Annotated in this window: 20 protein-coding genes and 1 pseudogene; 11 read left to right on the top strand and 10 right to left on the bottom strand. The window is 63.9% G+C overall.

Annotation, left to right across the window (positions count from 1 at the left end; genetic code table 11):
- Positions 1 to 25: 25 nt before the first annotated feature.
- From ACE3PR_RS03080 to ACE3PR_RS03090, 3 genes are read right to left on the bottom strand one after another with little or no spacing between them, the layout of a single operon-like run.
- Positions 26 to 1,069 (bottom strand): NADP(H)-dependent aldo-keto reductase, encoded by a 1,044-nt coding sequence (locus tag ACE3PR_RS03080; RefSeq protein ID WP_374368008.1) that lies wholly within the window; start codon positions 1,067 to 1,069, stop codon positions 26 to 28.
- A 24-nt stretch (positions 1,070 to 1,093) separates the two neighbouring features.
- Positions 1,094 to 2,248, bottom strand: a complete 1,155-nt coding sequence (locus ACE3PR_RS03085; protein ID WP_374368010.1) for an FIST C-terminal domain-containing protein — start codon at positions 2,246 to 2,248, stop codon at positions 1,094 to 1,096.
- Positions 2,245 to 2,889 carry an arylesterase gene (locus ACE3PR_RS03090; RefSeq protein WP_374368013.1) on the bottom strand — a complete coding sequence of 215 codons (645 nt, stop codon included), beginning with the start codon at positions 2,887 to 2,889 and terminating at the stop codon, positions 2,245 to 2,247. The genes ACE3PR_RS03085 and ACE3PR_RS03090 overlap by 4 nt, the downstream gene beginning before the upstream one ends.
- Before the next feature lie 22 nt (positions 2,890 to 2,911).
- Between ACE3PR_RS03090 and ACE3PR_RS03095 the strand changes: the two genes are divergently transcribed.
- Positions 2,912 to 3,589, top strand: coding sequence for an ABC transporter ATP-binding protein (locus ACE3PR_RS03095; protein WP_374368014.1), 678 nt, complete (start codon positions 2,912 to 2,914; stop codon positions 3,587 to 3,589).
- On the top strand, positions 3,586 to 6,129 hold the full coding sequence (locus ACE3PR_RS03100) for an ABC transporter permease (RefSeq protein ID WP_374368015.1): 2,544 nt from the start codon (positions 3,586 to 3,588) through the stop codon (positions 6,127 to 6,129). The genes ACE3PR_RS03095 and ACE3PR_RS03100 overlap by 4 nt, the downstream gene beginning before the upstream one ends.
- Before the next feature lie 22 nt (positions 6,130 to 6,151).
- Here ACE3PR_RS03100 and ACE3PR_RS03105 read toward each other — a convergent pair whose 3' ends face one another.
- Both ACE3PR_RS03105 and ACE3PR_RS03110 read right to left on the bottom strand, forming a co-directional pair.
- Positions 6,152 to 8,974: a [protein-PII] uridylyltransferase gene (locus tag ACE3PR_RS03105; protein WP_374368017.1), complete on the bottom strand. Its 2,823-nt coding sequence runs from the start codon at positions 8,972 to 8,974 to the stop codon at positions 6,152 to 6,154.
- A 24-nt stretch (positions 8,975 to 8,998) separates the two neighbouring features.
- On the bottom strand, positions 8,999 to 9,565 hold the full coding sequence (locus ACE3PR_RS03110; protein WP_374368019.1) for a hypothetical protein: 567 nt from the start codon (positions 9,563 to 9,565) through the stop codon (positions 8,999 to 9,001).
- A 205-nt stretch (positions 9,566 to 9,770) separates the two neighbouring features.
- Here ACE3PR_RS03110 and ACE3PR_RS03115 point away from each other — a divergent pair, with 205 nt between their 5' ends.
- The 3 genes from ACE3PR_RS03115 to ACE3PR_RS03125 all read left to right on the top strand — a co-directional run bounded on the left by ACE3PR_RS03115 (position 9,771) and on the right by ACE3PR_RS03125 (position 12,752).
- Positions 9,771 to 10,547, top strand: a complete 777-nt coding sequence (locus ACE3PR_RS03115) for an ABC transporter ATP-binding protein (protein ID WP_374368021.1) — start codon at positions 9,771 to 9,773, stop codon at positions 10,545 to 10,547.
- A gap of 18 nt (positions 10,548 to 10,565) precedes the next feature.
- Entirely contained in the window at positions 10,566 to 11,165 is a 600-nt protein-coding gene (locus ACE3PR_RS03120; protein ID WP_374368024.1) for a hypothetical protein, read from the top strand.
- Positions 11,166 to 11,393: 228 nt separating this feature from the next.
- Positions 11,394 to 12,752 carry a sensor histidine kinase gene (locus ACE3PR_RS03125; protein ID WP_374368026.1) on the top strand — a complete coding sequence of 453 codons (1,359 nt, stop codon included), beginning with the start codon at positions 11,394 to 11,396 and terminating at the stop codon, positions 12,750 to 12,752.
- A gap of 21 nt (positions 12,753 to 12,773) precedes the next feature.
- Here ACE3PR_RS03125 and ACE3PR_RS03130 read toward each other — a convergent pair whose 3' ends face one another.
- On the bottom strand, positions 12,774 to 13,694 hold the full coding sequence (locus tag ACE3PR_RS03130; protein ID WP_374368028.1) for an AraC family transcriptional regulator: 921 nt from the start codon (positions 13,692 to 13,694) through the stop codon (positions 12,774 to 12,776).
- A 122-nt stretch (positions 13,695 to 13,816) separates the two neighbouring features.
- Between ACE3PR_RS03130 and ACE3PR_RS03135 the strand changes: the two are divergent.
- Both ACE3PR_RS03135 and ACE3PR_RS03140 read left to right on the top strand, forming a co-directional pair.
- Positions 13,817 to 14,275: pseudogene (locus ACE3PR_RS03135) on the top strand ((2Fe-2S)-binding protein); the annotation flags it as partial.
- Between the two features lie 3 nt (positions 14,276 to 14,278).
- On the top strand, positions 14,279 to 16,516 hold the full coding sequence (locus ACE3PR_RS03140; RefSeq protein ID WP_374368031.1) for a molybdopterin cofactor-binding domain-containing protein: 2,238 nt from the start codon (positions 14,279 to 14,281) through the stop codon (positions 16,514 to 16,516).
- Positions 16,517 to 16,578: 62 nt separating this feature from the next.
- On the opposite strand, the gene ACE3PR_RS03145 is transcribed toward ACE3PR_RS03140, so the two are convergent.
- A complete protein-coding gene (locus ACE3PR_RS03145; RefSeq protein ID WP_374368033.1) occupies positions 16,579 to 17,235 on the bottom strand; it encodes a PRC-barrel domain-containing protein in 657 nt (218 codons plus the stop codon).
- Between the two features lie 271 nt (positions 17,236 to 17,506).
- Here ACE3PR_RS03145 and ACE3PR_RS03150 point away from each other — a divergent pair, with 271 nt between their 5' ends.
- The gene (locus ACE3PR_RS03150) at positions 17,507 to 17,755 is read left to right on the top strand and encodes a GlsB/YeaQ/YmgE family stress response membrane protein (RefSeq protein ID WP_374368036.1); all 249 of its coding nucleotides are present in this window, start codon (positions 17,507 to 17,509) and stop codon (positions 17,753 to 17,755) included.
- A gap of 7 nt (positions 17,756 to 17,762) precedes the next feature.
- On the opposite strand, the gene ACE3PR_RS03155 is transcribed toward ACE3PR_RS03150, so the two are convergent.
- Complete coding sequence (locus ACE3PR_RS03155) at positions 17,763 to 18,422, bottom strand: HAD family hydrolase (protein ID WP_374368038.1); 660 nt, start codon at positions 18,420 to 18,422, stop codon at positions 17,763 to 17,765.
- A 185-nt stretch (positions 18,423 to 18,607) separates the two neighbouring features.
- Here ACE3PR_RS03155 and ACE3PR_RS03160 point away from each other — a divergent pair, with 185 nt between their 5' ends.
- Positions 18,608 to 19,117: a hypothetical protein gene (locus ACE3PR_RS03160; protein ID WP_374368040.1), complete on the top strand. Its 510-nt coding sequence runs from the start codon at positions 18,608 to 18,610 to the stop codon at positions 19,115 to 19,117.
- 9 nt (positions 19,118 to 19,126) lie between these two features.
- On the opposite strand, the gene ACE3PR_RS03165 is transcribed toward ACE3PR_RS03160, so the two are convergent.
- Positions 19,127 to 19,393, bottom strand: coding sequence for a hypothetical protein (locus tag ACE3PR_RS03165; protein ID WP_374368042.1), 267 nt, complete (start codon positions 19,391 to 19,393; stop codon positions 19,127 to 19,129).
- Positions 19,394 to 19,433: 40 nt separating this feature from the next.
- Positions 19,434 to 19,802 carry a hypothetical protein gene (locus tag ACE3PR_RS03170; RefSeq protein WP_374368045.1) on the bottom strand — a complete coding sequence of 123 codons (369 nt, stop codon included), beginning with the start codon at positions 19,800 to 19,802 and terminating at the stop codon, positions 19,434 to 19,436.
- A 205-nt stretch (positions 19,803 to 20,007) separates the two neighbouring features.
- Between ACE3PR_RS03170 and ACE3PR_RS03175 the strand changes: the two genes are divergently transcribed.
- Both ACE3PR_RS03175 and ACE3PR_RS03180 read left to right on the top strand, forming a co-directional pair.
- Complete coding sequence (locus ACE3PR_RS03175; protein ID WP_374368047.1) at positions 20,008 to 21,270, top strand: MFS transporter; 1,263 nt, start codon at positions 20,008 to 20,010, stop codon at positions 21,268 to 21,270.
- Positions 21,271 to 21,424: 154 nt separating this feature from the next.
- Entirely contained in the window at positions 21,425 to 22,201 is a 777-nt protein-coding gene (locus ACE3PR_RS03180; protein ID WP_374368049.1) for a substrate-binding periplasmic protein, read from the top strand.
- Positions 22,202 to 22,478 lie beyond the last annotated feature (277 nt).

A 22,478-nucleotide genomic window follows, 5' to 3' on the forward strand; every position in this document is an offset into this window, starting at 1 on the left:
CAATGAAACCGGCCGACTCGATCCCTTAAGGGCACGGATAGGTATGCTCCCGGTGGATCGCCTCGATCCCGTTAACCACATCCTCCGAGAGCTTGATATCGGCGCTGGCGATGTTGCTTTCAAGTTGGGCGAGTGTGGTGGCGCCGATGATATTGCTGGTGAGGAAAGGCCGGCTGTTCACGAAAGCCAGCGCCATCTGCGCCGGATCGAGGCCATGGGCGCGGGCGAGCGCCACATATTTCGTCGTCGCCGGATCGGCATGCGGTCCGCGATAGCGCTTGAAATGCGGATATTTGTTGAGCCGGTCGGCCGGGCCGGCGCTGCCGTCGAGATATTTGCCGCTGAGAGCGCCCATGGCGAGCGGTGAATAGGCGAGGAGGCCACAATCCTCGCGATGCGCCACCTCGGCCAGACCCACCTCGAAGCTGCGGTTGACCAAAGAATAGGCATTCTGGATCGAGGCCATGCGCGGCAGGCCCAGCCGTTCGGCTTCGGTGAGCCAGCGCATCGTGCCCCAGGCGCTCTCGTTGGAAAGGCCAATGGCACGGATACGTCCCGCCTTGATCTCGTCGGCGAAGACCTGCAGCGTTTCCGCGAAGGGCGTGAAGCTCTCCTCCGGCTTGTGGACGTAAGCAAGACGCCCGAAATTATTCGTGGTCCGCTCGGTCCAGTGCAATTGGTAGAGATCGATGTAATCGGTCTGCAACCGCTTCAGGCTTTCATCCAGCGCCGCCTTGATATTGGCACGGCCGAAATCGAGTTTGCCGCCGCGCACATAAGTGAGGCGCTCGTCCGACCCCGCGATCTTGCTGGCGATGACCACCTGGTCGCGCTTGCCTGGATTTTTCTTCAGCCAGGTGCCGATGATGCGCTCGGTGGCGCCATAGGTCTCGGCCCTCGGCGGCACGGCATACATCTCGGCCGTGTCCCAGAAATTGACGCCGCGTTCCAGCGCCAGATCCATCTGCTGATGGCCTTCGGCTTCGGTGTTTTGTTCGCCGAAGGTCATGGTGCCCAGCGAAATCAGGCTGACATTGATATCCGTGCGCCCGAGGCGGCGATATTCCATGGTCGAAATCCTATGGGATGAAAATCAGAGAAAGAGGGTGAGCACGCCGGTATAGGCGTAGAATCGATCATGGCTGATCTCGCCATTGGCGAAGAAGCCCGTCAATGGAAATTCGCCCAGATGCTCGGCGATCATGCGTGTTTCCGCGGCATCCTGGCCGAAGAGATTGGGGCCGCGCGCGACGCAGGAAACATAGAGCCCGCCCTTGATCGGCCGGTCGATGCGGGATTTGAGGCGCTTGAGCATGCGCCCGAAATCCGCCTTGGCACTGGCTTTGTCGCGCTTGGCGAAAAGGATCGGCTGGCCTGCCGCAATCTCGGCGCCGATCGCCAGCCATTGCCGTTGCGTGTCGATGCCGGTGATGTTGCGCACCAGGTAATCGCCGGTATCCGAGCCCGCGACCGGCAGGGCCGCGAAGATGAAACCGCCGACACGATTGAGGTCGCGCGCCAGCACCTCACCGATCTCCTCGCGGAAGACCTCAAGTGCCGGTCGTCCATCGATCTCCTTGACGATCTCGTCCTCGGCCTCCGTCACGATATGCTGCGGGCCGATCGGCACGCAGCCCTGGCTGAGGCCGGTCACCAGGGCAACCTCATCGGTGAGCAGCGCGCCGGAAAGCGCTGCCTCGCCGGTATCGCCCGCCACTTGCAGATAACCCTGCCGCGACGAGGTGAAGCCGCCCAGCAGAAAGAGGCCCGCCGTGCCGCTTAGCTGCCGCATCAAGGCCGGTAAGTGCCCGTTGGTGGGATTGCCATGCACCAGGCCGACGCTGGGCTTCTTCGCCGCCATCCAATCCGAGATCGCGCGCAATCGGCTCGACCCGCCGCCGGGATTGGGATCCAGCAGGCGGAAGGAATCCGCCGGCACGGGAAGGACCATCAGGCTCATCGCCGGTTCGTCGTAATATTCCGCGATGCCGCCTTCATTGTCTTCGCCCAGCACGCCAATGCCGATCGTGCCGATCCAGTTTTCGAGCCCGGTCGTCAGGCGCAATTGATCGACGATGGCCGGCAGATGCGGTGCCAGATGATCGGTCACATAGACGAAGCCGAGTGCGCCCGCTTCCACCTTGCCGAGTGCTGCAAGACATTGCCGCGTGATGTCGGCCCAATGCTCCCCGCGCGCATGGGCGCTGCGGCACACAGGCGCATGCGCGCTTCGGCTGGTGTCCGTCATGACGTCTGGTCCAGCATCTTGGTGAGATGCGGCAGGATGCCCTCGACGATCACGGCGACACCTTCCTTGGTGGGGTGCAGGCCGTCGCCCTGATTGAGCTCCGGCTTGGTGGCCACACCTTCCAGGAAGAAGGGGTAGAGTTCGAGGCCATGGGTGTTTGCCAGGTCGGGATACATGCCGTCGAAGGCTGTCGCATAATCCTCGCCCATATTGCGCGGCGCCAGCATGCCGGCCAGCAGGATTTTTGCGCCCGTCTCTTTCAGCCGCAAGATGATCGTCTCCAGGTTGCGCCGTGCCTCGGCGGGGTCGAGGCCGCGCAAGGCGTCATTGGCGCCCAGTTCCAGAATCACCAGATCCGGCTTGTCGGCCAGCATCCAGTCCAGCCGGGCGACACCCCCGGCGGTGGTGTCGCCGGAGACGCCCCCATTGATTACCAATGCCTCGCGCCCCATCTTATCGAGGGCTTTTTGGAGTTGGGGGACAAATCCATCCTCCTGCGGGAGACCGTATCCCGCGGTGAGGCTGTCGCCGAAGGCCAGGATGCGGATGGGCTCGGCTTCGGCCCGCCCGGACGATAGGAACAGGCCAGCCAGCAGCAGAAACAGGCTGGCGGCGCGGAAATATGGCTTCAGACTGAACATGGGGAATCCGGAAAAGGACGGCATGATCGAACTCTCAAAGGTTGCTCTTAAACTGGGCAGCGCCGCTGGCGAGGTCAATATCCTCAACGGCATCGATTTGCGGATTGCGGCTGGCGAGACGGTCGGCCTGGTGGGTCCTTCGGGTTCCGGCAAGACCTCGCTGATGCTGCTCCTGGCCGGCCTGGAAAGCGCCAGTTCGGGGCGGATCAGCATCGCAGGTGCCGATATTTCGGGCATGAGCGAGGATGCTCTCGCTTTGTTCCGGCGTCGCCAGATCGGCATTGTGTTCCAAAGCTTCCACCTCATTCCTACCATGAACGCGGTCGAAAATGTGGCGGTTCCGCTGGAACTGGCCGGCATCCCGGATCCGTTCACAATCGCGTCAAAGGCCCTCACCGATGTGGGCCTCGGCCATCGCCTCACGCATTATCCATCCCAGCTTTCGGGCGGCGAGCAGCAACGTGTGGCCCTGGCGCGCGCCATCGCGCCCAAGCCGAAACTGCTGCTGGCCGACGAACCCACCGGCAACCTCGATCACGATACCGGCGAGCGTATCATCGAATTGCTGTTCTCCTTGCGCGAGCAGGTGGGGGCGACCTTGCTCCTCATCACCCACGACCCCAGCCTCGCGCGGCGCTGCGACCGTACCTTGCGCATGGCCGATGGTCTTATCGTCAGCGATGAGCGGTTGGCCGCATGAACGTGGAAAATTTCCTGATCGCCGCCAAATTCGCGCGGCGTGAATTGCGCGGTGGCTTGCGCCGTTTCGGCATCGTCATCGCGGCCCTTGCGCTGGGTGTCGGCATCATCGCCGGCGTGGGCTCGCTCACTTCCGCGATCGAGGCCGGCTTTGCCGCCGATGCGCGCGGCATCCTGGGCGGCGATGCCGAATTGCGTCTCGCCTATCGCGAGGCCGATGCCGCGGAACAGGCGGCGATGGCCGCGGGCGGGCGCGTCTCCCATGCCATGGAAATGCGCGCCATGGTCAAGGCGGCGAATCCGGAGATTGCGCCGACGCTCGCCGAACTCAAAGCGGTCGACGATCTCTATCCGCTCTATGGCGCGCTGGAGATGGAGCCGGCAATCCCGCTCCGGGACGCACTCGCCCCGCAACCCGACGGGCTTTACGGCGCGGTGCTGGAGCCCACTCTGGCGGACCGCCTCGGCGTCAAGGTCGGCGATGCCGTGACCGTGGGCGGCGCCACCTTCCGCATCACCTCGCTTCTGGCCTTCGAACCGGATCGCGGCCTGCGTGGCTTCTCCCTCGGCCCGCGCCTGATGGTCAGTCCCGCGGCGATGGCCGAAACCGGGCTGCTGCAGCCGGGTGCGCTGGTCTATCACCTCTACCGCATCGCCTATGAACCTGGTTTCGACGGCAAGGCCTTTCTCGACAAACTGCGCGCCGATCTTCCCAAGGCCGGCTGGCGCATCCGCGAATTGGGCGACGCCGCCTCGGGCGCCAAGCGCTTCATCGACCGCACCGCGCAATTCCTCAATGTGGTGGGCTTCGCGGCCCTGCTCATCGGCGGTATCGGCATCGCCAATGCGGTGCGTGCCTATCTCGAAAGCCGCGCGCAATCGCTCGCCATCCTGCGCTGCGTCGGGGCGACGTCGTCGATGCTCTTTGCCATCTACGGCTTGCAGATCCTGGCGATGACCATCGTCGGCATCGTCATCGGCCTCGCCATCGGCATCGCCTTGCCTTTCGCGGCGCAATCGGCGCTGAGCGGCTACGGCCTCAGATTGCTGCCGGGCTTCTATGCGCTGCCTCTGCTGTTCGCGGCGGCGGTCGGCCTCTGCACCGCGGCGTCCTTCGCGCTCCTGCCGCTCCTCCGTGCCCAGCGTATCCGTCCGGCGCAGCTCTTTCGCGCGCTCTCGCTGGAACTGGGCGCGGTGAAGCGCATCGACGCGATCCCGCTCGTCCTCATCGGCGTGGTGCTGGCTGGGCTGATCCTGCTCGGCAGCAACGATCGCATGCTCGGTTTCTATTTCATCCTCGCGGCACTGGTTGCTCTGCTGCTCTTCCGGTTGCTCGCCATCGGCATTCACGATCTGGCCTATCGTCTCCGCGCCCGCGCGCAAGCGGGAAGCTGGCCGCAATCGATCCGCTTTGCCCTCGGTGCCATGGTGCGGCCGCAGGCGCCTGCCGCTGGCATCGTCATTTCATTGGGCCTCGGCCTCACCGTGCTGGTGGCGGTCGGCCTCATCCAGCGCGGCCTCACCCGCGACATCCAGGAAACCCTGCCGGCCCAGGCGCCCAGCTTCTATTTCATCGACATCCAGCCGGCGCAGCTCGAAGGTTTCGTGGCTGACGTGAAGGCCTTCCCGACCTCCAGCGATCTTTCGCATGTGCCGATGCTGCGCGGCAGTGTTTCCCGCGTGAACGACGTACCTTCGGACCAGGTCGAGGTGCCGCCCAATGTCGCCTGGGTGCTGCGCGGCGATCGCGGTGTCACCTGGTCGGCGGTGAAACCCGCCAATGCCAAGGTGGTCGAGGGCGAATGGTGGCCGGAAGATTATCAGGGCGATCCCCTGATCTCGCTGGATGTCGAAACCGCGCGCGGGCTTGGCCTCAAGATCGGGGATTCGCTCACGGTCAACATCCTCGGGCGCGAGATCACCGGGCGGCTTGCTAATTTCCGCGAGATCGACTGGGCGCATCTCGACATCAATTTCGTGATGGTGTTCTCGCCCGGCCTCATTTCTTCGGCGCCGCAGACCCATATCGCCACCGTGCGCGTGGATCCCGACCGCGAGAGCGATCTGGTGAAAGAGCTTGCGGTGAAATATCCTAATGTCTCGGCGATCCGCGTCAAGGATGCGATCTCCACCGCGACCCGCATCCTCGAGGCGGTCGGTTGGGCCGTGCGCGTCGCCGCCGGCATCGCCCTCGTCGTGGGTGCCCTGGTGCTTGCCGGCGCCATGGCGACCGGTCAGCAGCGCCGCATCTACGAGGCGGTGCTCCTCAAGATGCTGGGCGGCACCCGGCGCGACGTCGCCATGGGCTATGTCACCGAATTCGCGTTCCTGGCCTCGCTCAGCGCCGCCCTCGCTTTGGTGATCGGCAGTTTCGGCGCCTGGGCCTTCCTCACCAAGGTGATGGAGAGCAGTTGGACCTTCGACCCACCGCTCGCCCTCGGCATCGTGGTGATCGCCCTCGTCCTCGCCCTGGGCCTCGGCTTCGCCGGCTCCTGGCGCGCGCTGGGGGCGCGGGCAGCGCCGTATTTAAGGAACGAGTGATCGCAGGACGCAATACCTTGATTTACTGCGCCGCCGTCACGTTCTTCGTCGGGCGCGGCGGCCAGGAATCGAGGGTGGTGACGCGGGTTTCCCCCTCGGCCGGTTCTTCTATCTCCGTCAGCACGTCCATCAGCGCCGCGCGCAAGGCCTTCAACCGCTCATCATTCTCGACCTTAAGGCCGAACTGATCCTTCACATAGAAGACGTCGACGGCGCGATGGCCGAAGGTCGAGACCTTGGCGCTGAAGATCTGGAAGTTGAGGCGCGTGAGTGCTGCCGTCAGGCGGTGCAGCAGGCCGCGCCGGTCGCGGCCATTGACCTCGACCACCGTATGCGTGGCGCTCGCCCGGTTGTCGATGAGGACGCGCGGGATGATCGGGAAATTGCGCGCCGCCGGATTGGCGAGCTGCGGCAAGGCATCCAATTGTGCCAGCGTCCGCTGCGGCTGCTCCAGCACCAGGCGGATCGTGGCGGTCAATTTGGCCAGCCGCGCCGGCTGGTCGAAGGGCCCGCCTTCGGTATCCTGCACGAAGAAGGTATCGAGCGCCTTGCCGTTCCGAAGCGTGAAGATGCGCGCATCGACGATGCTGGCGCCCGACAGTGCCACCGCACCCGCCAATTGCGAGAACAGGCCCTTCGCGTCGGCAGTATAGATCGTGATCTCGGTCATCGCGCGCCAGCGGTCGACATGGAACTCGACCGAGAGCGCCCGCTGCTCGCGATCCGCCTCGCGCATCATGCGTGCATGGCGGGCGAGGGTGGGCGCCGGGAAGGCCAGCCAATAGGAGGGATGGCCGCGCTGGGTATGCGCCGTCCAATCCTCGTCCGGCCAGGATTTAAGCTCGGCTTTGAGATCGCTGAGCGCCGCCACGGCGCGGTCCTCGCGCGCCTCGGTGAGGCCGCCCATCATCATGTCTTCGGCGCGATGATAAAGCTCGCGCAGAAGCTGCGCCTTCCAGCCGTTCCAGGTCTTCGGCCCCACCGCGCGGATATCGGCGACGGTCAGAACCAGGAGCAGGCGCAGGCGTTCGGGCGATTGCACCAGATCGACGAAATCGGCGATGGTCTTCGGATCGTCGATGTCGCGGCGGAAAGCGGTGTTGCTCATCAACAGGTGATAGCGCACCAGCCAGGCGACCTGCTCGGTCTCCTCCGCGGTCAAGCCCAGGCGCGGGCACAGCTTCTCGGCGACGTCGCCGCCCAGCAGCGAATGATCGCCGGCGCGGCCCTTGGCGATGTCGTGGAGCAGGACTGCGAGATAGAGCACGCGGCGCGAGAGCACATCCTTCACCACCTGGCTCGCGATCGGCGCCTCGTCCTTGAGTTCGCCGCGCTCGATCCGCGCCAATATGCCGATCGCAAAGATGGTGTGCTCGTCGACCGTATAGGAATGGTACATGTCGTATTGCATCTGCGCCACGACACGGCCGAAATCGGGAATGAAGCGGCCCAGCACGCCCACTTCGTTGAGGCGCCGCAGGCTGAGCTCGGCGCCCTTGGTTGAGGTCAGCAGCTCCAGGAACAACGCATTCGCTGCCGCATCCTCGCGCAGTTGGTCGACCAGGCGCAGGCAATGCGAGACCGCGGTCATGGCGCTGGGATGAATCTCGACGTCGTGCTGCTGCGCCACCAGAAAAATGCGGATGAGGTCGATCGGGTGCTGGTTGAAGTGATCCGCCCTGGGAATGGTGAGGCGCCCGTTCTCCAGCGGAAAGCCGCCCAGTTCCTTCCGCAAGATGCCGAGTGTGGGCAGGCGCAGCAGCGGCTTCTTGAAGCACTGGCTCTCGATCCCCGCGCAGACATAGCGGGTGAGGCCGCCCACCGATTTCACGACCAGGAAGTAATGCTTCATCAGCCGCTCGACGCCTTTCGAGCCGGCATGATCGGTATAGCCGAGGCGCCGCGCGATTTCGGGCTGCAGATCGAAGGTCAGGCGCTCCTCGCCGCGGCCGGTGAGGTAGTGAAGATGACAGCGCAGCGTCCACAGGAAGTTGAACGCCTTGTCATAGGTGGCGCGCTCGGCATTGGTAAGCAGGCCCTGTTCGACCAGCGCCTGGATGGAATCGGCGCGCACCACAAAACGCGCCAGCCACAGCAGGGTCTGGAGATCCCGCAGGCCCCCCTTGCCGTCCTTGATGTTGGGCTGCAATTCGTAGCGCGAGCCGCCATGCAGCTTGTGCCGCCCCTGCCGCTCGGCGAGCTTCTCGTGATAGAAGGCCTCGCCATGCCCCTTGATGACGCGTTTGGCGAAGGCGGCGCGGAAATCCTCGAACAATTGCTGGTCGCCCCAGACATAACGCGCTTCCAGCAGCGTCGTGCGAATGGTGAGGTCGCCTTCCGCCTGGCGCAGGCATTCTTCCACGCTGCGCGCGGCCTGGCCGACCTTGAGCCCCAGATCCCACAGGCGATAGAGCATGAACTCGACCACCTGCTCGCAATAGGGCGACATCTTGTAGGGGAGCAGGAACAGGATATCGATGTCGGAATGGGGGGCGAGCTCGCCGCGGCCATAGCCGCCCACCGCGATCAGCGACAGGCGCTCGGCCACCGTGGGGTTGCCCAGCGGAAAGGCCTTCTGGGTGGTGAAGTCGAAGAGGCCGCGCAGCAATTGGTCGACCAGGAAGGACGCTTCATGGGCGCTGGTGAGGCCCGCTTGCGCCCCCCGGCTGTTGCTCATGAAGCGCGCCTGGATTTCCTCGCGCCCGGCCGCCAGATACCGTTTCAGGATGGCCGACAGCTCCGCCCCGGCCGCGGCGGCATCGCCGGCGCCCTCCGCCAAGGCGTCGAGTTCCGCCATGAGCCGCCGCCGATCGATGACGGCGCGCTGGTTGTCGATCGCGTTCATGCCTGGAATGTAGCAGGAACGCCCCTATTCGGGGAAGGTGACATGCCGCATGGCAGCATAGACCTTCTCGCGGTCCCCGGTGCGGCTGCAGCCGAAGCCGACGATGCGCCGCCGATAGCCGTTATATTCCCGCCGCATGTTGCGCTCGAAGGCGACGCAATCGGAAGGAATGTGTTTGAGATCGGCCACGAATTCCGCGGTTTTCAGGTTCTGCTGTGTCTTCCCCGACCGCCATTCCTCGATGGTGAGGTTGAAACTGTCGGCGATCTCGGCGCGGAACCCGCTATTGGGCACGAAAACGAAGGTGTATTTGGCCGTCCGGTCCGCCACGACCAGGAAATGCGACCCGTCGATGGCGTTGGTTTCCAGAACCTCGGTCGAGCCGGTGGCGCCGCTATAGAGAAAGCAGGTGTTGTCATAACCGGCATCGCTCATCTGCAAGCGGAGCGAGCTGCATTCGACCTCGTCCTCGGCCCGCGAGGGCGCGGCATCGGTCACAAGCAATGTCAGGAAAGCCGAGCAGGAGAACAAGAGGGCGGAACTGATCTGGACGACGCGGCGGCGGGCGTGATGGCCCTGGCTGAAACCCATGCGGCAATTTCCCGGACTGGTTGACGGAACCACTGTGCAAAACTCCCCCCCTTAAGTCAAATGCCGCCCGGTCGCACCACCGAGGGTACTCTGGGGTAAGGATTTTTCCGTGGCGGGGACGGCAAAAACCGGTCTATTTTGCCGCTCAGGACGGCTGCCTAGACCGTCCGGCAAAACGGTAAGACAGGGACGAGGGGTATAGCTCATGGCTCAGCCGGCGCTGGTCGTTGAGGATCTGCACAAGAAATTCGGCGAGCTCGAGGTGCTGAAAGGCGTCTCGGTCACCGCCCATACCGGCGACGTGATTGCGATGATCGGCTCGTCCGGCTCGGGCAAAAGCACCTTGCTCCGCTGCATCAATCTCCTCGAGACGCCGGATTCCGGCCATGTCACCGTCAATGGCGAGCTCATTCGCATGCGCCCCACCAGGGGCGGCCATGCCGTGCCGGAAGACTGGAAACAGGTCGACCGCATCCGCGCCAGCCTCGGCATGGTGTTCCAGAGCTTCAATCTCTGGTCCCACATGACCATCCTCGAAAACGTGATCGAGGCCCCGGTCCATGTCCTGAAGGTGCCGAAGAAGGAGGCGATCGAGCGGGCCGAGCAATTGCTCGCCAAGGTCGGCATCGCCGACAAGCGCAACCACTATCCCAGCCATCTCTCCGGCGGCCAGCAGCAGCGCGCCGCCATTGCCCGGGCCCTTGCCATGGAGCCCAAGGTGATGCTGTTCGACGAACCCACCTCGGCCCTCGATCCCGAACTGGTGGGCGAGGTCCTGCGCGTCATGCGGCAATTGGCCGAGGAAGGCCGCACCATGCTGGTGGTGACCCACGAAATGGGCTTCGCCCGCGAGGTCGCCAACAAGGTGATCTTCCTGCATCAGGGCCGTATCGAGGAAGAGGGGAACCCGAAAGAAGTCTTCGCCAACCCCAGCTCCGACCGCCTCCGCCAGTTCTTGAAGACCACCCAGCATCAGCACTAGGGCGTAACGCGGCTTCTGATGGACGGGCCAAAGACAAGACGGATCGCGACAATACTCGCAGCACATCTCCTGCTGCTACCGCTCGTGCATACCGCGATCGGTCAGGACGGCACCTATCTGATCGGCACACCGACCAAGGACAGCGATTTCGTCGAGGCGGTGTCCAAGATGCCCGCGTCGATGCTGGACATTGGTTTGATGCGTCTTGAAGACAGGCTTTGGAGACGCTTCGGCCTATTAGAACCGTTATCAGGGATGCGTCTTCAGAACATCGGTGTCTATATCCACGATGGCGCCCTGGTTGCCCAAATCATCGGCGAGGACGCAGAGGGGCAACCGGATGATTGCATCGGGGCTTGGCACGATGTTCGCGCTGCATTGTCGATGTACCCGAAGGAAGTACTTCTCGCCCAGAAAGGTCCCGATGCGTGCTTCCATATTGCCGACGCCTTCTCCCCGGCCGGAGGGCCGGACGTGGGACTCATGGTTCACGATCAGAAGCAGGATCCTTGCGCCATCATGCGGATTGTCGTCCAAGTCAACAAAGTCAGCAAATCGGAACGGTCGCTGTATCGGTGCGACGGTGATTTCTACGGCGATCCGGTTTCCCGTCCCTAGGCCTGTTGAGGCAACCTGTCCGGTCGGCCGTCAGTAAGAGCGCGCGTTGGGCCTCAATTGCGTCCTCACCAACGACGCTGCCCGGAATTCCCATAGTGATTTCAAGGGTTGGGTGAATAATTTCTTAACCCTCTTGCCCGAAACTGCCTAAGTCGCGCCGGGATGACGGTATTCCGACATCCCGGAGAAGCGCGATATTCCGTTCTCGGCAGAACCATTCGGGGTCGTGTGAGCAAGCGAGCCAAGGGGATAACCCGCGATCAGCGCCAGCATCAGATCGCCTCGATCAGCATGCTGACGATCAATTTCACCGGTCTCGCCGCGGCGCTGACTGGATGCTGGTACGCGTTCACGGACCCGTCGGCGGTTGCGCTGCCGGCGTCGCTCCTCGTCCTGCTGCTGATTCTGGCCATCAATATCGGCGCCTTCTGGCTGTTCCGGGCGATCCGGAAGCGCAACACAGCCTATCGCGGCGCCTTCGTCTCCCTGATCCTGGATTCCATCGATGCCGCTGTCACCGTCTACGATTCCACCGGCCGTCTGGTCCGGGCCAATCGCGGCGCCGAGCGTCTCTCTGGGTTCAGCGAGGCGGAACTCAAGAATCCGGAAACCTGGAAGCACATTCTTCCCGGCATCAATTACGAGAAGGTGACGGGCATTCTGGTCGGCCGCCCGGCCAGCGATTATCCCATCACCAACACCAATCCCTGGGTCGCGCGCGATGGGACAGAGCGCTTGCTGCGCTGGTCCAATGTGGCGCTCACCGACGATGACGGCCAGGTGGCGCTCATCGTCTGTATCGGTTTCGACATCACCGAGCAGCGCCGCTTCGAAAAGGATCTCATCAACGCCAAGAACGACGCCGTGCTGGCCAGCCGCGCGAAATCGGAATTCCTCGCCAATATGAGCCATGAATTGAGGACGCCGCTGAACGCGATCCTGGGCTTTGCCGAGGTGATCCGCGATCAGCGCATGGGCGGCAATGCCGAGACCTACCGGAACTATGCCGTCGACATCTACGACAGCGGTCAGATGCTGCTGCAATTGATCACCGATCTCCTCGACATGGCGAAGCTGGAATCGGGCCAGGTCGTGCTCCATGAAACGGAACTCGATGTCGAGGCGATCATCGCCGCCTCGCGCCGCATGGTGCTGGCGCGCGCCGAGGAGGGCAGCGTGCGCCTCGCCGTCGACGTCCAACCCCATCTGCCGCCGATGCGGGGCGGCGAGCGCGCCTTGAAACAGATCGTGCTCAATCTGCTCTCGAATGCGGTGAAGTTCACGCCGCAGGGGGGCAAGGCCGCGATCAAGGCCGGGCTCAACGCGCAAGGCGGAATCGAGATCACGGTCAGCGATACCGGCATCGGCATTCCTCCCGAGGCGATCGAGCGTCTGTTCCAACCCTTCTATCAGGTCGATGCCAAGATCTCGCGGCGTTATGGCGGCACCGGTCTCGGCCTTGCCATCACCAAGAAGCTGGTCGACGCTCATGACGGCCAGATCGCCGTCGCCAGCATTCCCGGCGAGGGCACCCATGTCACCGTTTCCTTCCCTCCGGCCCGCACGCTGGTGCCGGCCGGCCGCTGAGGGATCGCGGCGCGATCGCCATCAGCCGGCGGCGGAATCGAGCCGGCTGTATTGCCGTGGCGAACAGCCCATCACGCGCTTGAAGGCCGTGCTGAAGGCACTCTCCGATTCATAGCCGAGCGACAGGGAAATGACGGAAATGGAATCGCCGGAGTTTGACAGCCTGTCTCCGGCCAGCAGCATGCGCCAGCGGGTCACGTATTCCATCGGGGACTCTCCGGCTGTCTCCTTGAATCTCTGCGCGAAGGTCGATCGTGACATGCCGGCCAGTGCCGCCAGTTCCTGCAAGGTCCAGCGATGTGCGGGATCGGCGTGAATGGCGTTGATCGCAGCACCCAATTGCTTGTCCGCCAGCGCTGCGAACCACCCGATGCCGCCGCCAGGTTCTTCAGCCAAGTTCACCCGCAGAGCGTGAACCAGCATCATATGGGCCAGGTGCTGCGCGATCAGATAGCCGCCTGGCTGCCGCTCGCGCAGTTCCAGCATCATCTGCTCCACGGACCAGCGCAGGGCCGCCTGATCCGATTCCTTCCGGATATGCACGATGGGCGGCAGCATTCGCAGCAGGCTGCCCGCGTGATTGCCGGCGACAGCGAAGCGGCTGCCGACCAGAAAAAGATCGCCGCCGCCGTTGAAGGTGACAACACCACCCTCCCGGGCCGGCGGAAAAATGGTGCCGGCATCGATCGGTGTCACCGTCATGTCGCTGGCCAGGCGGAAGGGCCGCCCGCTCGGCAGGACGAAGCAATCCCCGGCGGTCAGGCGCACCGCTTCTGGCACATCCTCCACCGACAGCCAGCACGCCCCGGAGATCACGGCGTAGCATTTGATGCGGCCGTTCTGATCCGAGAACTGGACCGACCAATCTCCACCGGCATCGAAGCCGGCGGATACATAGCTGCGCGGTTTCAGCAGCGACAGGACATCGGAGAGCGGATCCATGAACCATCCGGACGATTGCAAAGATAAAACGGACTTTGCAGCATAGCCCGTATTTTCCAAGGCTTCTATCGTGGCGCCATCTTGTGAAGTGATCTGATGAGCCGCAACCGGATAAGGAAGCCAGATTCGTGACAGCATTCAAGATCAATGGGCAAGAAGTGAATGTCGCCGCCGAGCCCGATACCCCGCTGCTTTGGGCGATCCGCGAGCATTTGAAGCTCACCGGAACAAAATTCGGCTGTGGCATCGCGCAATGCGGCGCCTGCACCGTTCATGTCGATGGCGAGCCGACGCGGTCCTGCGTCACCCAGCTCCAGGATGTTGCCGGCAGGGAAGTGACCACCATCGAAGGCCTGTCGCCCGATGCCAGCCATCCGTTGCAAAGGGCCTGGATTGCCGAGCAGGTACCGCAATGCGGTTACTGCCAATCGGGGCAGATCATGCAGGCGGCGGCACTCCTGAACAGCAACCCCAAACCCACCCGCGATCAGATCGTTGAACACATGGACGGCAATATCTGCCGCTGCGGGACCTATGTGAGAATCATCAAGGCCATCCAGCGCGCGATCGGGGAGGTCTGAGTCATGAGCAAGACATTGCAGCTAACCGCCAGCTCGCTCTCGCGACGCAGCTTCCTCATCACCATCGGCGGCGCCGGAATCGCGGTGACCTTCGGTGGTTTGGCACGGGACGCCCTCGGCGCCAACATGGCCACCGCTCTTGCTGGCGATTATCGACCGAATGTCTGGGTGAGCATCGCCGCCGACGGGACGGTGAGCATCATGTCGCCGGCTTCCGAGATGGGGCAGGGCGTCATGACCACGCTGCCGCTGCTCATCGCCGAGGAGATGGATGCCGATTGGGACAAGGTTCGCATCCTTCAGGCGCCGTCCGACGCAGAGCGTTACGGCAATCCGGGTTTTTTCGGCATTCAGCTCACCGGCGGCAGTGAATCGACGCGCGGCTATTTCAGCCTGCTCCGTCTGGTCGGGGCGCAGACCCGCAAGGTTCTCCTGGCAAGCGCCGCGGACATCCTGGGTGTACCGGTTGGCGAGCTTGCGACCGAACCGCATAAGGTCGTGCATGCGCCATCGGGCCGCTCGCTTGCTTACGGCGAGATCGCGGCGGCGGGCTCGCTGCCAGATCCCTTGCCGCAGGCAAGCGAGGCTGATCTCAAGTCGCAAGATCAATGGCGCTATATCGGCAATCTCACCATGCCGCGCATCGACGTGCCCGCCAAGGTCGACGGAACCGCGAAATTCGGCATCGATGTCCAGCTTCCCGGCATGCTCTACGGTGCCGTCTTGCGGGCGCCGGTGCAGGGCGATGGGCCTGCGAATATCGACGCTGCCGCCGCGCAGGCCGTCAGGGGCGTCACGCAGATCGTTCCGCTCCCCTATGGAATCGGCATCGTCGGCGACACGCTGGAAGCCGTCTGGCGGGCAAAGGATTTGCTCAATGTGAGCTGGACGACGTCATCTCGTGTTCGCAATTACACCAGCGCCGATTTGCTTGAGCGCTATCGCAGCATCGGCCGTGATCTCGAACGCACCGGCGTCACCGTTCACGCGGAAGGCGACGCGGTGGCGGCGATCGCGAAAGCCGCCACGATCATCGAGGTCGATTACCTCGCTGATCATGTTCATCATGCGACCATGGAGCCGATGAACGCCACCGCCCTGGTGACGGGGGACGGGGCGGAAATCTGGGCGCCCACTCAGGGCCCGACCGGCACGCAGGGCTTTGCTGCCGAATTGCTCGGCATCACGGCTGACAAGGTCAAGGTGAACACAACTCTGCTTGGCGGTGGCTTCGGTCGCAAGGCCGAGGCCGATTTCATCATCGATGCGGTGTCACTGGCCAAGGCGGCGCCCGGTCGCCCGGTCAAGGTCATCTGGAATCGCGAGGACGACGTGCGGCACGGCAAGTATCGGCCTCTGGCCGCGCAGCATATGCAGGTCGGCCTCGATGAGGCGGGCAACATCACCGGCTGGCGGCACCGTGTCGTGGCGGATTCGATCTTTGCCCGCACGCTCCCGGAAGTGTTCGACAGCGAAGGCGGTCGGGACAGCGTCGTCACCGAAGGCACGGAGTTCGGTTATCACGTACCGTCCCATCTCATCGAGTATCTGCGCCAGGACAATGGTCAGGATGTCGGGTTCTGGCGCGGGGTCGGGCTGGGCTACACCAAGTTCGGCGTCGAATGCGTGATCGACGAAATCGCGGCGGCCAGAGGTATGGATCCCCTGGCGCTTCGGCTGGAATTGCTGCGGGATCAGCCGCGCGCCCGCCACGTCATCGAGACGGTGGCACAGATGGCGGAATGGGACCGAGCACGTGATGGCCGGGCGCTGGGCCTCGCTTATTCGGACGGCTTTGGCGCCCATTGCGCGCAGATCGCCGAAATATCGCTCGACCGTCAAAGCGGGGAGATCCGCGTACACAACGTTTGGTGCGCTGTCGATCCTGGATTGGCGGTGCAGCCGCTCAACATCGAGGCGCAGATGATCGGCGCGATCACGTATGGCGCCAGTCATGCCCTGTTCGAACAGATCAACATTGTCGGCGGTGAGGTCCAGGAATCGAACTTCGATACCTACCGCGTGATGCGCATGTCGGAGGCGCCGGAGATTCACGTCACGGTGATTCCGACGCCGGAAAATCCACCCGCGGGTGTCGGCGAGGTGGGACTGCCGCCGACGGGTCCTGCCATCGCCAATGCCGTGGCGCGTCTCACCGGCGGCGTCCGGCTGCGCCATTATCCGTTCCTGCCGGATCGGGTGTTGGCAGCACTGGGCGCCTCAACGTCGTCGGCCGGATAAGGAACATCCCCGGCGTAAGGGCGCCGGGGATGCCTTGACGAGGAGCCGTGCGATGGAATCGCCTACTGGGTCGGCTCCGCTGCCGGCGCCGGGGGGACGGTTCCGGCTGCCGGTTCCTCGAGGTCGCCAGGAATAGTGCCGGGCTGGTTCATCTGGCTTTGCTCGGCCTCGATGGTTTCCTGCGTCTTGAACGGCGGTGCCGCTTCAAGCTGCGCCTTGGTGTAATTGATGCGCACCACATCCGGTTCCGGGCGCACATCCACTTCCTGCCAGGCGAGGCCCACATCCTTGGCGCCGAGGCCCATGATGCCGCCCACCGACAGGACCATGCCCGTGGCGGTGCCGCTGGTGTCGAACAGGATGTCCTTCACCTTGCCGACTTCCTCGCCTTCGCCATTGATCACCGTGGCGCCAATAATGTTCTCGCTGCGGATTTCATTCGGCCGCTGCGCCTGGATGAGCGCTTCGGCCGGGGGTGGCGTCACCGCCGGTTCCACCACCACGTCGCCCACGGCATCGTCGCCCATCGCGGGCTCGCTGGCGGGGGCCTGGGCCGGGGCCTCCGATTGCGGGGTGTCGCTATCCATCGGCGCCTGTTCGGCCGGGGCCTGTTCCTGTGCCGGTGGCAGCAACGGATCCTGGGTGCTTTCCTGGGCGATCGCCGCCGGGGCCAGCGCCAGCGCCGCCGCCGTGGCCAGTAACATCATACGGGTTTGCATGTCGTCTCTCCTTCTTGATCCTTGGGCCTTTTCGATCTTGGGGGAGGCCAACAAGCCGGCCGATCGGTTCAAGCCCGATTCCAGCTCTTGCGTCCCTCGATAATCAAATGGCCCCTATAGGATGACGTTCCATGACCCCCGCGTGCAGGTTTCAGATCGGTCACAGCGGTGGCGCGGCACCCGCCTGATAAAGCGATAAAATTGCGACATTGGCACGCGGCCGCCGCCTCGCGTAGAGTGACGTGACAATTGTCACAGGGGAGAGATGAAGATGGGCTGGCTATCCTGGATCGTGTTCGGACTCATCGCGGGAATCGTCGCCAAATTCATCATGCCGGGGCGCGATCCCGGTGGCTTTATCGTCACCATTCTGCTGGGCATCGTCGGTGCCTTCGTCGGCGGCTGGCTGGCGACGCAACTGGGTCTGGGCAGCATCTCCGGCTTCGACATCCGCAGCTTCATCATTGCGGTGGCGGGCGCGCTCATCGTCCTCTTTATCTATCGCCGCATCCGCTCGTAAGTTCCGTTCAGGGCGCGCGCCTGGCCGTGATGAAGCCGCGCACGCGGCCGTCGCGGTAATCGGCGATGGCGAGAGCTGCCCCCGCCGCGATCAGGGCCGCTTCCGACATCGAGGTCATCAGCCCGAAAACCGGCATGCCGGCCCTGGTGCCGGCGGTGATGCCCGAGGGCGAATCCTCGAACACGACCGAATGCGCCGCCTTGGCGCCCAGGCGCTCAAGCGCCGTGAGATAGGGGAGGGGGTGCGGCTTCATTTCCGCCAGCTCGTCGGCGATCACCACTTCCTGGAATCGCCCGCGCAGTTTCAGCGCATCGAGCACCAGATCGGCATTGGCGCGTGGCGCATTGGTGACGACACCCAAGGGCAGGCCCTGCCCCGCTGCCCAATCCAGCAAGTCGACCAGCCCGTCGATCGGCGTCAGATCCCGCACCAGCGCGCGATAGATCCGTTCCTTCTCGTCGAGGAGGTGGGCGGCTTCCGCGATCGGCATGTCCGGGACCAGCGCCGCCGCGATCGCCACATTGGCCTTGCCCATCACGCGCTGTGTGTATTCCGCCCGGTCCATCGTCCCGCCGAAGCGGCCGAAGACATGGTTGAAGGCCTCGAGATGCAGATGATCGGTATCGACCAGCGTGCCGTCGAGATCGAAGAGCAAAGCGGATGTCATGCGCGGGGGTCGTCCTCATTGCCAAAGCGGGACGGCATGCCTACAAGCCGCGCGGCTATCCTGCAAGTCCGGATCGCCAAAAAATCGCCATTCTCGCGGGTATCGTCCGGCATGGGCTGCACGGACTGGACGTGCTGCTGCCGATTTTGGCAGAATGCCGCCGATCCGACGGAAAGGGGAATCCGATGTCTTGTCCGCGCACGCCGATGGCTCTGCTCGCCGCCACCCTGCTCGCCGGCTGCGCGACCGCCAAGGTCGATACCAGCGGCTATGCGGCTGACCTCGAATTGGCGCTGACGAAGCACATGGATTTCACCCAGCCCGCGGAAGTGGCCGCCGCCGATTGGCCGGCGGTCAAGGCTTGCGCCATTCCCGCCATGGTCTCGGCGATACCGCCCATGGATCAGCGGGTCCTGACCATGGCGCTCAATGGCCAATATGCCGATGGCCGCGCCGATAATGCCTTCGGGAAATATTTCTGGTTTTCGCCCTATAGCGGCCAGATCGACATGAATGCCAAGGCGTTCCTGTTTGATAACGCACTTCACCTGCATTTCGAGGACGGGAATTTCATCGAGCGGCCCGACATGTCGATCCGCCAGCGGATGCGCGACGATTTCGAACGCCGCTGTCCCGATCTCGCGCGGGCTTATCCTGGCATCCTGGCGCCCCTCTGGATCGAAAACGACATCTGAGTGCCGCCGCTATTCCAGCGCGCGGGGATGGGTGGCCAGGAAATGCACCAGCACGGCGCGGAGCGATTCGGCGTGATGCGCGTCGTGGCGTTTCTCGGCCACGGCGATGTCCTCGAGGATGAAGCGGCGGATGCAGCGCTCGCCGGCACTGTTCTGACAGAGATAGGCGGCCATCTCGGCGGCGACGATCTCGGGCACATGCTCATGCTCGGCGATGGCCGCGATCTCGCCCTTGGAAAGGCCGCACAGGCCCAGGCAATCGTCGAAGGTCAGCATGGCCAGATCCTTCCTGAGGGCCGGCCGGCCGCGCGCCGCCTTAAGTGATGGCGACGATGCGGAACGGCCGCGTGACGCCGTCATGTTCGGTGAGCGAGACATATTCGCCCACCTCAAAGCGGTGCTTGTCGAGCTTGAACGCCGGTTCGTCGTCATCCTTGCCCGGCGCATAGGAGAACACCCAGCGGTCCGGCCCCAGATGCTGCAGGTGGCCGTGTTCCGGCATGGCGCCTTCCCAGAAACGGTGCACGCGGCATTCGGCCTTCACGGCCTTGTAGGCCGCTTCATCGAGATGCCCGTCGGCGGTGAGCGGCGCCCAGAATTCGTAGCCGCAGCGCGGATTGCCCTCCGGCTGTTCCTTGGTCCGGCCCAGTTCCAGGCGAATTTTCTTCAACGCATTCCCGCTCATTTTGGCCGCCGCTCCCGCTCTCTTTGATCAGTATTACTATTATCCTGCCATGTCGGGGGCTAGGCTGCCTTGATCCAGGTCAAGTGAATGCGCACTCCCCCATGCCGGAATTGCAGGGCTCGCCCGCTTTCCCTGCGCCGCCGGATCGATGAGAATGCGGCCCCGCCTTTATCCATCCAGAGCCAGTCCCAGTCCCGAGCCGATCATGTCCGCCAAGCCCACCATGCTCTCCGTTCTGCGGAACCGGGATTTTCTCCTGTTCGAGGTGAATGGCGTCTTTGGCAATCTCGCGGCCGAGATCCTGACCGTGGCGGTCACCTGGATGATCTACGACCGCACCGGCGACGCGTTTCTCCTCGGCCTCACCGGCATCGTGCAATTCGCCCCCGTCCTCCTGCTGGTGCTGGTGACCGGCTCGGTGGCCGACCGTTACTCCCGCCGCAACATCCTCATCGGCTGCATCGGGGTGGAGTTCGTGGCGATCCTCGGCATCGCCCTTGTGGCCGAAAGCGGCGATCACACGATCTGGCCGATCATGGGTTTCCTCGCCTTGCTCGGCGCCGGCCGCGCTTTCTATAGCCCCGCCGCCCACGCCCTCGCTCCCAATCTGGTGAAGCGCGAGGAGATCGGCGCCGCCATCGGCTGTTCCACCGCCAGCTGGCAGTTCTGCTCGATCGCGGGACCGGCTTTGGGTGGCCTGCTTTACGGCATTTCCGCGTTCTTTGCCTTTGCGACCGCGCTGGTCATGGTGGCGATCGCAGCACTCGCGACCTTCTCCATCCGTCCTGTGCCCCAACGAGGGACCGACGGGCGCGCAGTGACCGAGCGCAACATGCTGACCTCGCTCTTCGGCGGCATCCGCTACATGAAGGCCGAAAAGATCGTGCTGGGCGCCACTACGCTCGATCTCTTCGCCGTCCTCTTCGGCACCACCATCATTCTGCTGCCCATCTATGCGCGCGACATCCTGGTGGCGGGGCCGTGGGAATTGGGCGTGCTGCGCGCCGCGATCGGTGTGGGGGCACTGGTGATGGCGCTCTGCCTCGGCCTCTATCCGATCCGCCGCCGCGCCGGGCATCTGATGTTCGCCGCCGTCGCCCTCTTCGGTCTCGGCACGATCGTCTTCGGCCTCTCGCACTCGCTCATCCTCTCGGTGGCGGCCTTGGCCCTCATGGGCGCCAGCGACATGGTCAGCGTCTATATCCGTGAGGTCCTCATCCAGCTCTGGACGCCGGACGATCTCCGCGGCCGGGTGGGGGCGGTGAATGGCATGCTGGTCAATGCCTCCAACGAACTCGGCGCCTTCCGCGCCGGCTCGGTGGCCGGCCTCATCGGCCCGATCGAAGCGACGGTGCTGGGCGGCATCTCGACTCTCGCCATCACCGCCCTCTGGATGCTGTGGTTCCCCAAGCTCCGGCAAGCAGACGACATCAGCGGCACCGACGACATCGCCGCCACGGACCCGTAAGGACTGAAAGCCTGCTGCGCTGCGGAAGAACGCAATCCCGTTATTTTCGCCGGATTTGTTAACACTGTTGAAACCCTAGCGTCAGCATGGTGTTACCGCCCCCGCGCACCGAAAGGGTGAAGCGGGCCGGCGGATTGGATCAACCGGCAAGACCATGACGATCGAGCGACGCAGCTTCATTCTGGGTGCCACCGCGATTCTCGCGGCGTTGCCGCGCGCGGCGGCGGCGCGGCATCCGCTCAGCATCGCCTATCCCGACAAATCGCCGCCCAATTCCTGGCGCGCCGATCGTGGCATCATGCGCGGCATCCTGGTCGATCTCATGGCCGAGGTCGCGGCCAAGGCTGGTTACGATTTCGATCCCCGACCGCTCCCTTTGCCGCGCGTCCAATCGGAGGTCGAAAGCGGTGCCACTGACGGCATGTGCCTGGTCGCCACACCGGCGCGGCTCAAATACGCCTTGCCCAGCGCCGAGCCCCTGACCACCGGCCATGTCACCATGTTCGTGCGCCGCGACAGCCCGATGCACGCGCGGCTCGAACAGGTCCGCTCGCTCGACGACCTCGCCGCTACGGGGGCCACCGTCATCGCCATCCAGGGGAATGGCTGGATCAAGCACAACATCGAAAGCCGCGGCATCCGCACCGTCTTTGCCAACGGCACCATCGGCACCGTGCGCATGCTGATCGGCAATCGCGGCGACGTCATCGTCGACATGTCGCACCAGATCACCTGGATCACCAAACATGTCGAAGGCGGCGCCGAGATCGAGGAACTCCCCGCCATCATGGACCGCGTCGACTGGCACCTCCTCATCAGCAAAAAATCCCCCGTGGCCGCCGACATGCCCAAACTCGATGCCGCCATCCACGATTTGAAAGCCAACGGCAAATTCGCCACCATCCTCGGCAAATACGGCATCAAGGCGTAAGGGCGGCGCGGCGCTCGCTCTCCCTTCAGGGGGAGGGCCCCGTCGGCGAAGGCCGACATGCATCGGCGGCGTGGGGGCGCAAGTGAAGATTGCCTCAAGCAACCCTCCTCCCTTGCTCCTCCATTATCTTGTCATTCCCGCGAAAGCGGGAATCCATCTATCCAGCAACTCGTTCCATGGATCCCCACGTCGACGCATGTCGGGCCTCGCCCGGGCCCCCGGGGGGACAACCAACAAAAACACAATCCCGCGGCACAAGAGACCCGCGCGCGGGGAG

Source organism: Dongia sp. (genome assembly GCF_041909655.1).
Classification (GTDB): domain Bacteria; phylum Pseudomonadota; class Alphaproteobacteria; order Dongiales; family Dongiaceae; genus Dongia.

Bases quoted from the DNA above. Each gene is read 5' to 3' on its own strand.
- ACE3PR_RS03080 (WP_374368008.1), bottom strand. From the start codon at position 1,069: ATGGAATATCGCCGCCTCGGGCGCACGGATATCAATGTCAGCCTGATT.
- ACE3PR_RS03085 (WP_374368010.1), bottom strand. From the start codon at position 2,248: ATGACGGACACCAGCCGAAGCGCGCATGCGCCTGTGTGCCGCAGCGCC.
- ACE3PR_RS03090 (WP_374368013.1), bottom strand. From the start codon at position 2,889: ATGTTCAGTCTGAAGCCATATTTCCGCGCCGCCAGCCTGTTTCTGCTG.
- ACE3PR_RS03095 (WP_374368014.1), top strand. From the start codon at position 2,912: ATGATCGAACTCTCAAAGGTTGCTCTTAAACTGGGCAGCGCCGCTGGC.
- ACE3PR_RS03100 (WP_374368015.1), top strand. From the start codon at position 3,586: ATGAACGTGGAAAATTTCCTGATCGCCGCCAAATTCGCGCGGCGTGAA.
- ACE3PR_RS03105 (WP_374368017.1), bottom strand. From the start codon at position 8,974: ATGAACGCGATCGACAACCAGCGCGCCGTCATCGATCGGCGGCGGCTC.
- ACE3PR_RS03110 (WP_374368019.1), bottom strand. From the start codon at position 9,565: ATGGGTTTCAGCCAGGGCCATCACGCCCGCCGCCGCGTCGTCCAGATC.
- ACE3PR_RS03115 (WP_374368021.1), top strand. From the start codon at position 9,771: ATGGCTCAGCCGGCGCTGGTCGTTGAGGATCTGCACAAGAAATTCGGC.
- ACE3PR_RS03120 (WP_374368024.1), top strand. From the start codon at position 10,566: ATGGACGGGCCAAAGACAAGACGGATCGCGACAATACTCGCAGCACAT.
- ACE3PR_RS03130 (WP_374368028.1), bottom strand. From the start codon at position 13,694: ATGGATCCGCTCTCCGATGTCCTGTCGCTGCTGAAACCGCGCAGCTAT.
- ACE3PR_RS03140 (WP_374368031.1), top strand. From the start codon at position 14,279: ATGAGCAAGACATTGCAGCTAACCGCCAGCTCGCTCTCGCGACGCAGC.
- ACE3PR_RS03145 (WP_374368033.1), bottom strand. From the start codon at position 17,235: ATGCAAACCCGTATGATGTTACTGGCCACGGCGGCGGCGCTGGCGCTG.
- ACE3PR_RS03150 (WP_374368036.1), top strand. From the start codon at position 17,507: ATGGGCTGGCTATCCTGGATCGTGTTCGGACTCATCGCGGGAATCGTC.
- ACE3PR_RS03155 (WP_374368038.1), bottom strand. From the start codon at position 18,422: ATGACATCCGCTTTGCTCTTCGATCTCGACGGCACGCTGGTCGATACC.
- ACE3PR_RS03160 (WP_374368040.1), top strand. From the start codon at position 18,608: ATGTCTTGTCCGCGCACGCCGATGGCTCTGCTCGCCGCCACCCTGCTC.
- ACE3PR_RS03165 (WP_374368042.1), bottom strand. From the start codon at position 19,393: ATGCTGACCTTCGACGATTGCCTGGGCCTGTGCGGCCTTTCCAAGGGC.
- ACE3PR_RS03170 (WP_374368045.1), bottom strand. From the start codon at position 19,802: ATGAGCGGGAATGCGTTGAAGAAAATTCGCCTGGAACTGGGCCGGACC.
- ACE3PR_RS03175 (WP_374368047.1), top strand. From the start codon at position 20,008: ATGTCCGCCAAGCCCACCATGCTCTCCGTTCTGCGGAACCGGGATTTT.
- ACE3PR_RS03180 (WP_374368049.1), top strand. From the start codon at position 21,425: ATGACGATCGAGCGACGCAGCTTCATTCTGGGTGCCACCGCGATTCTC.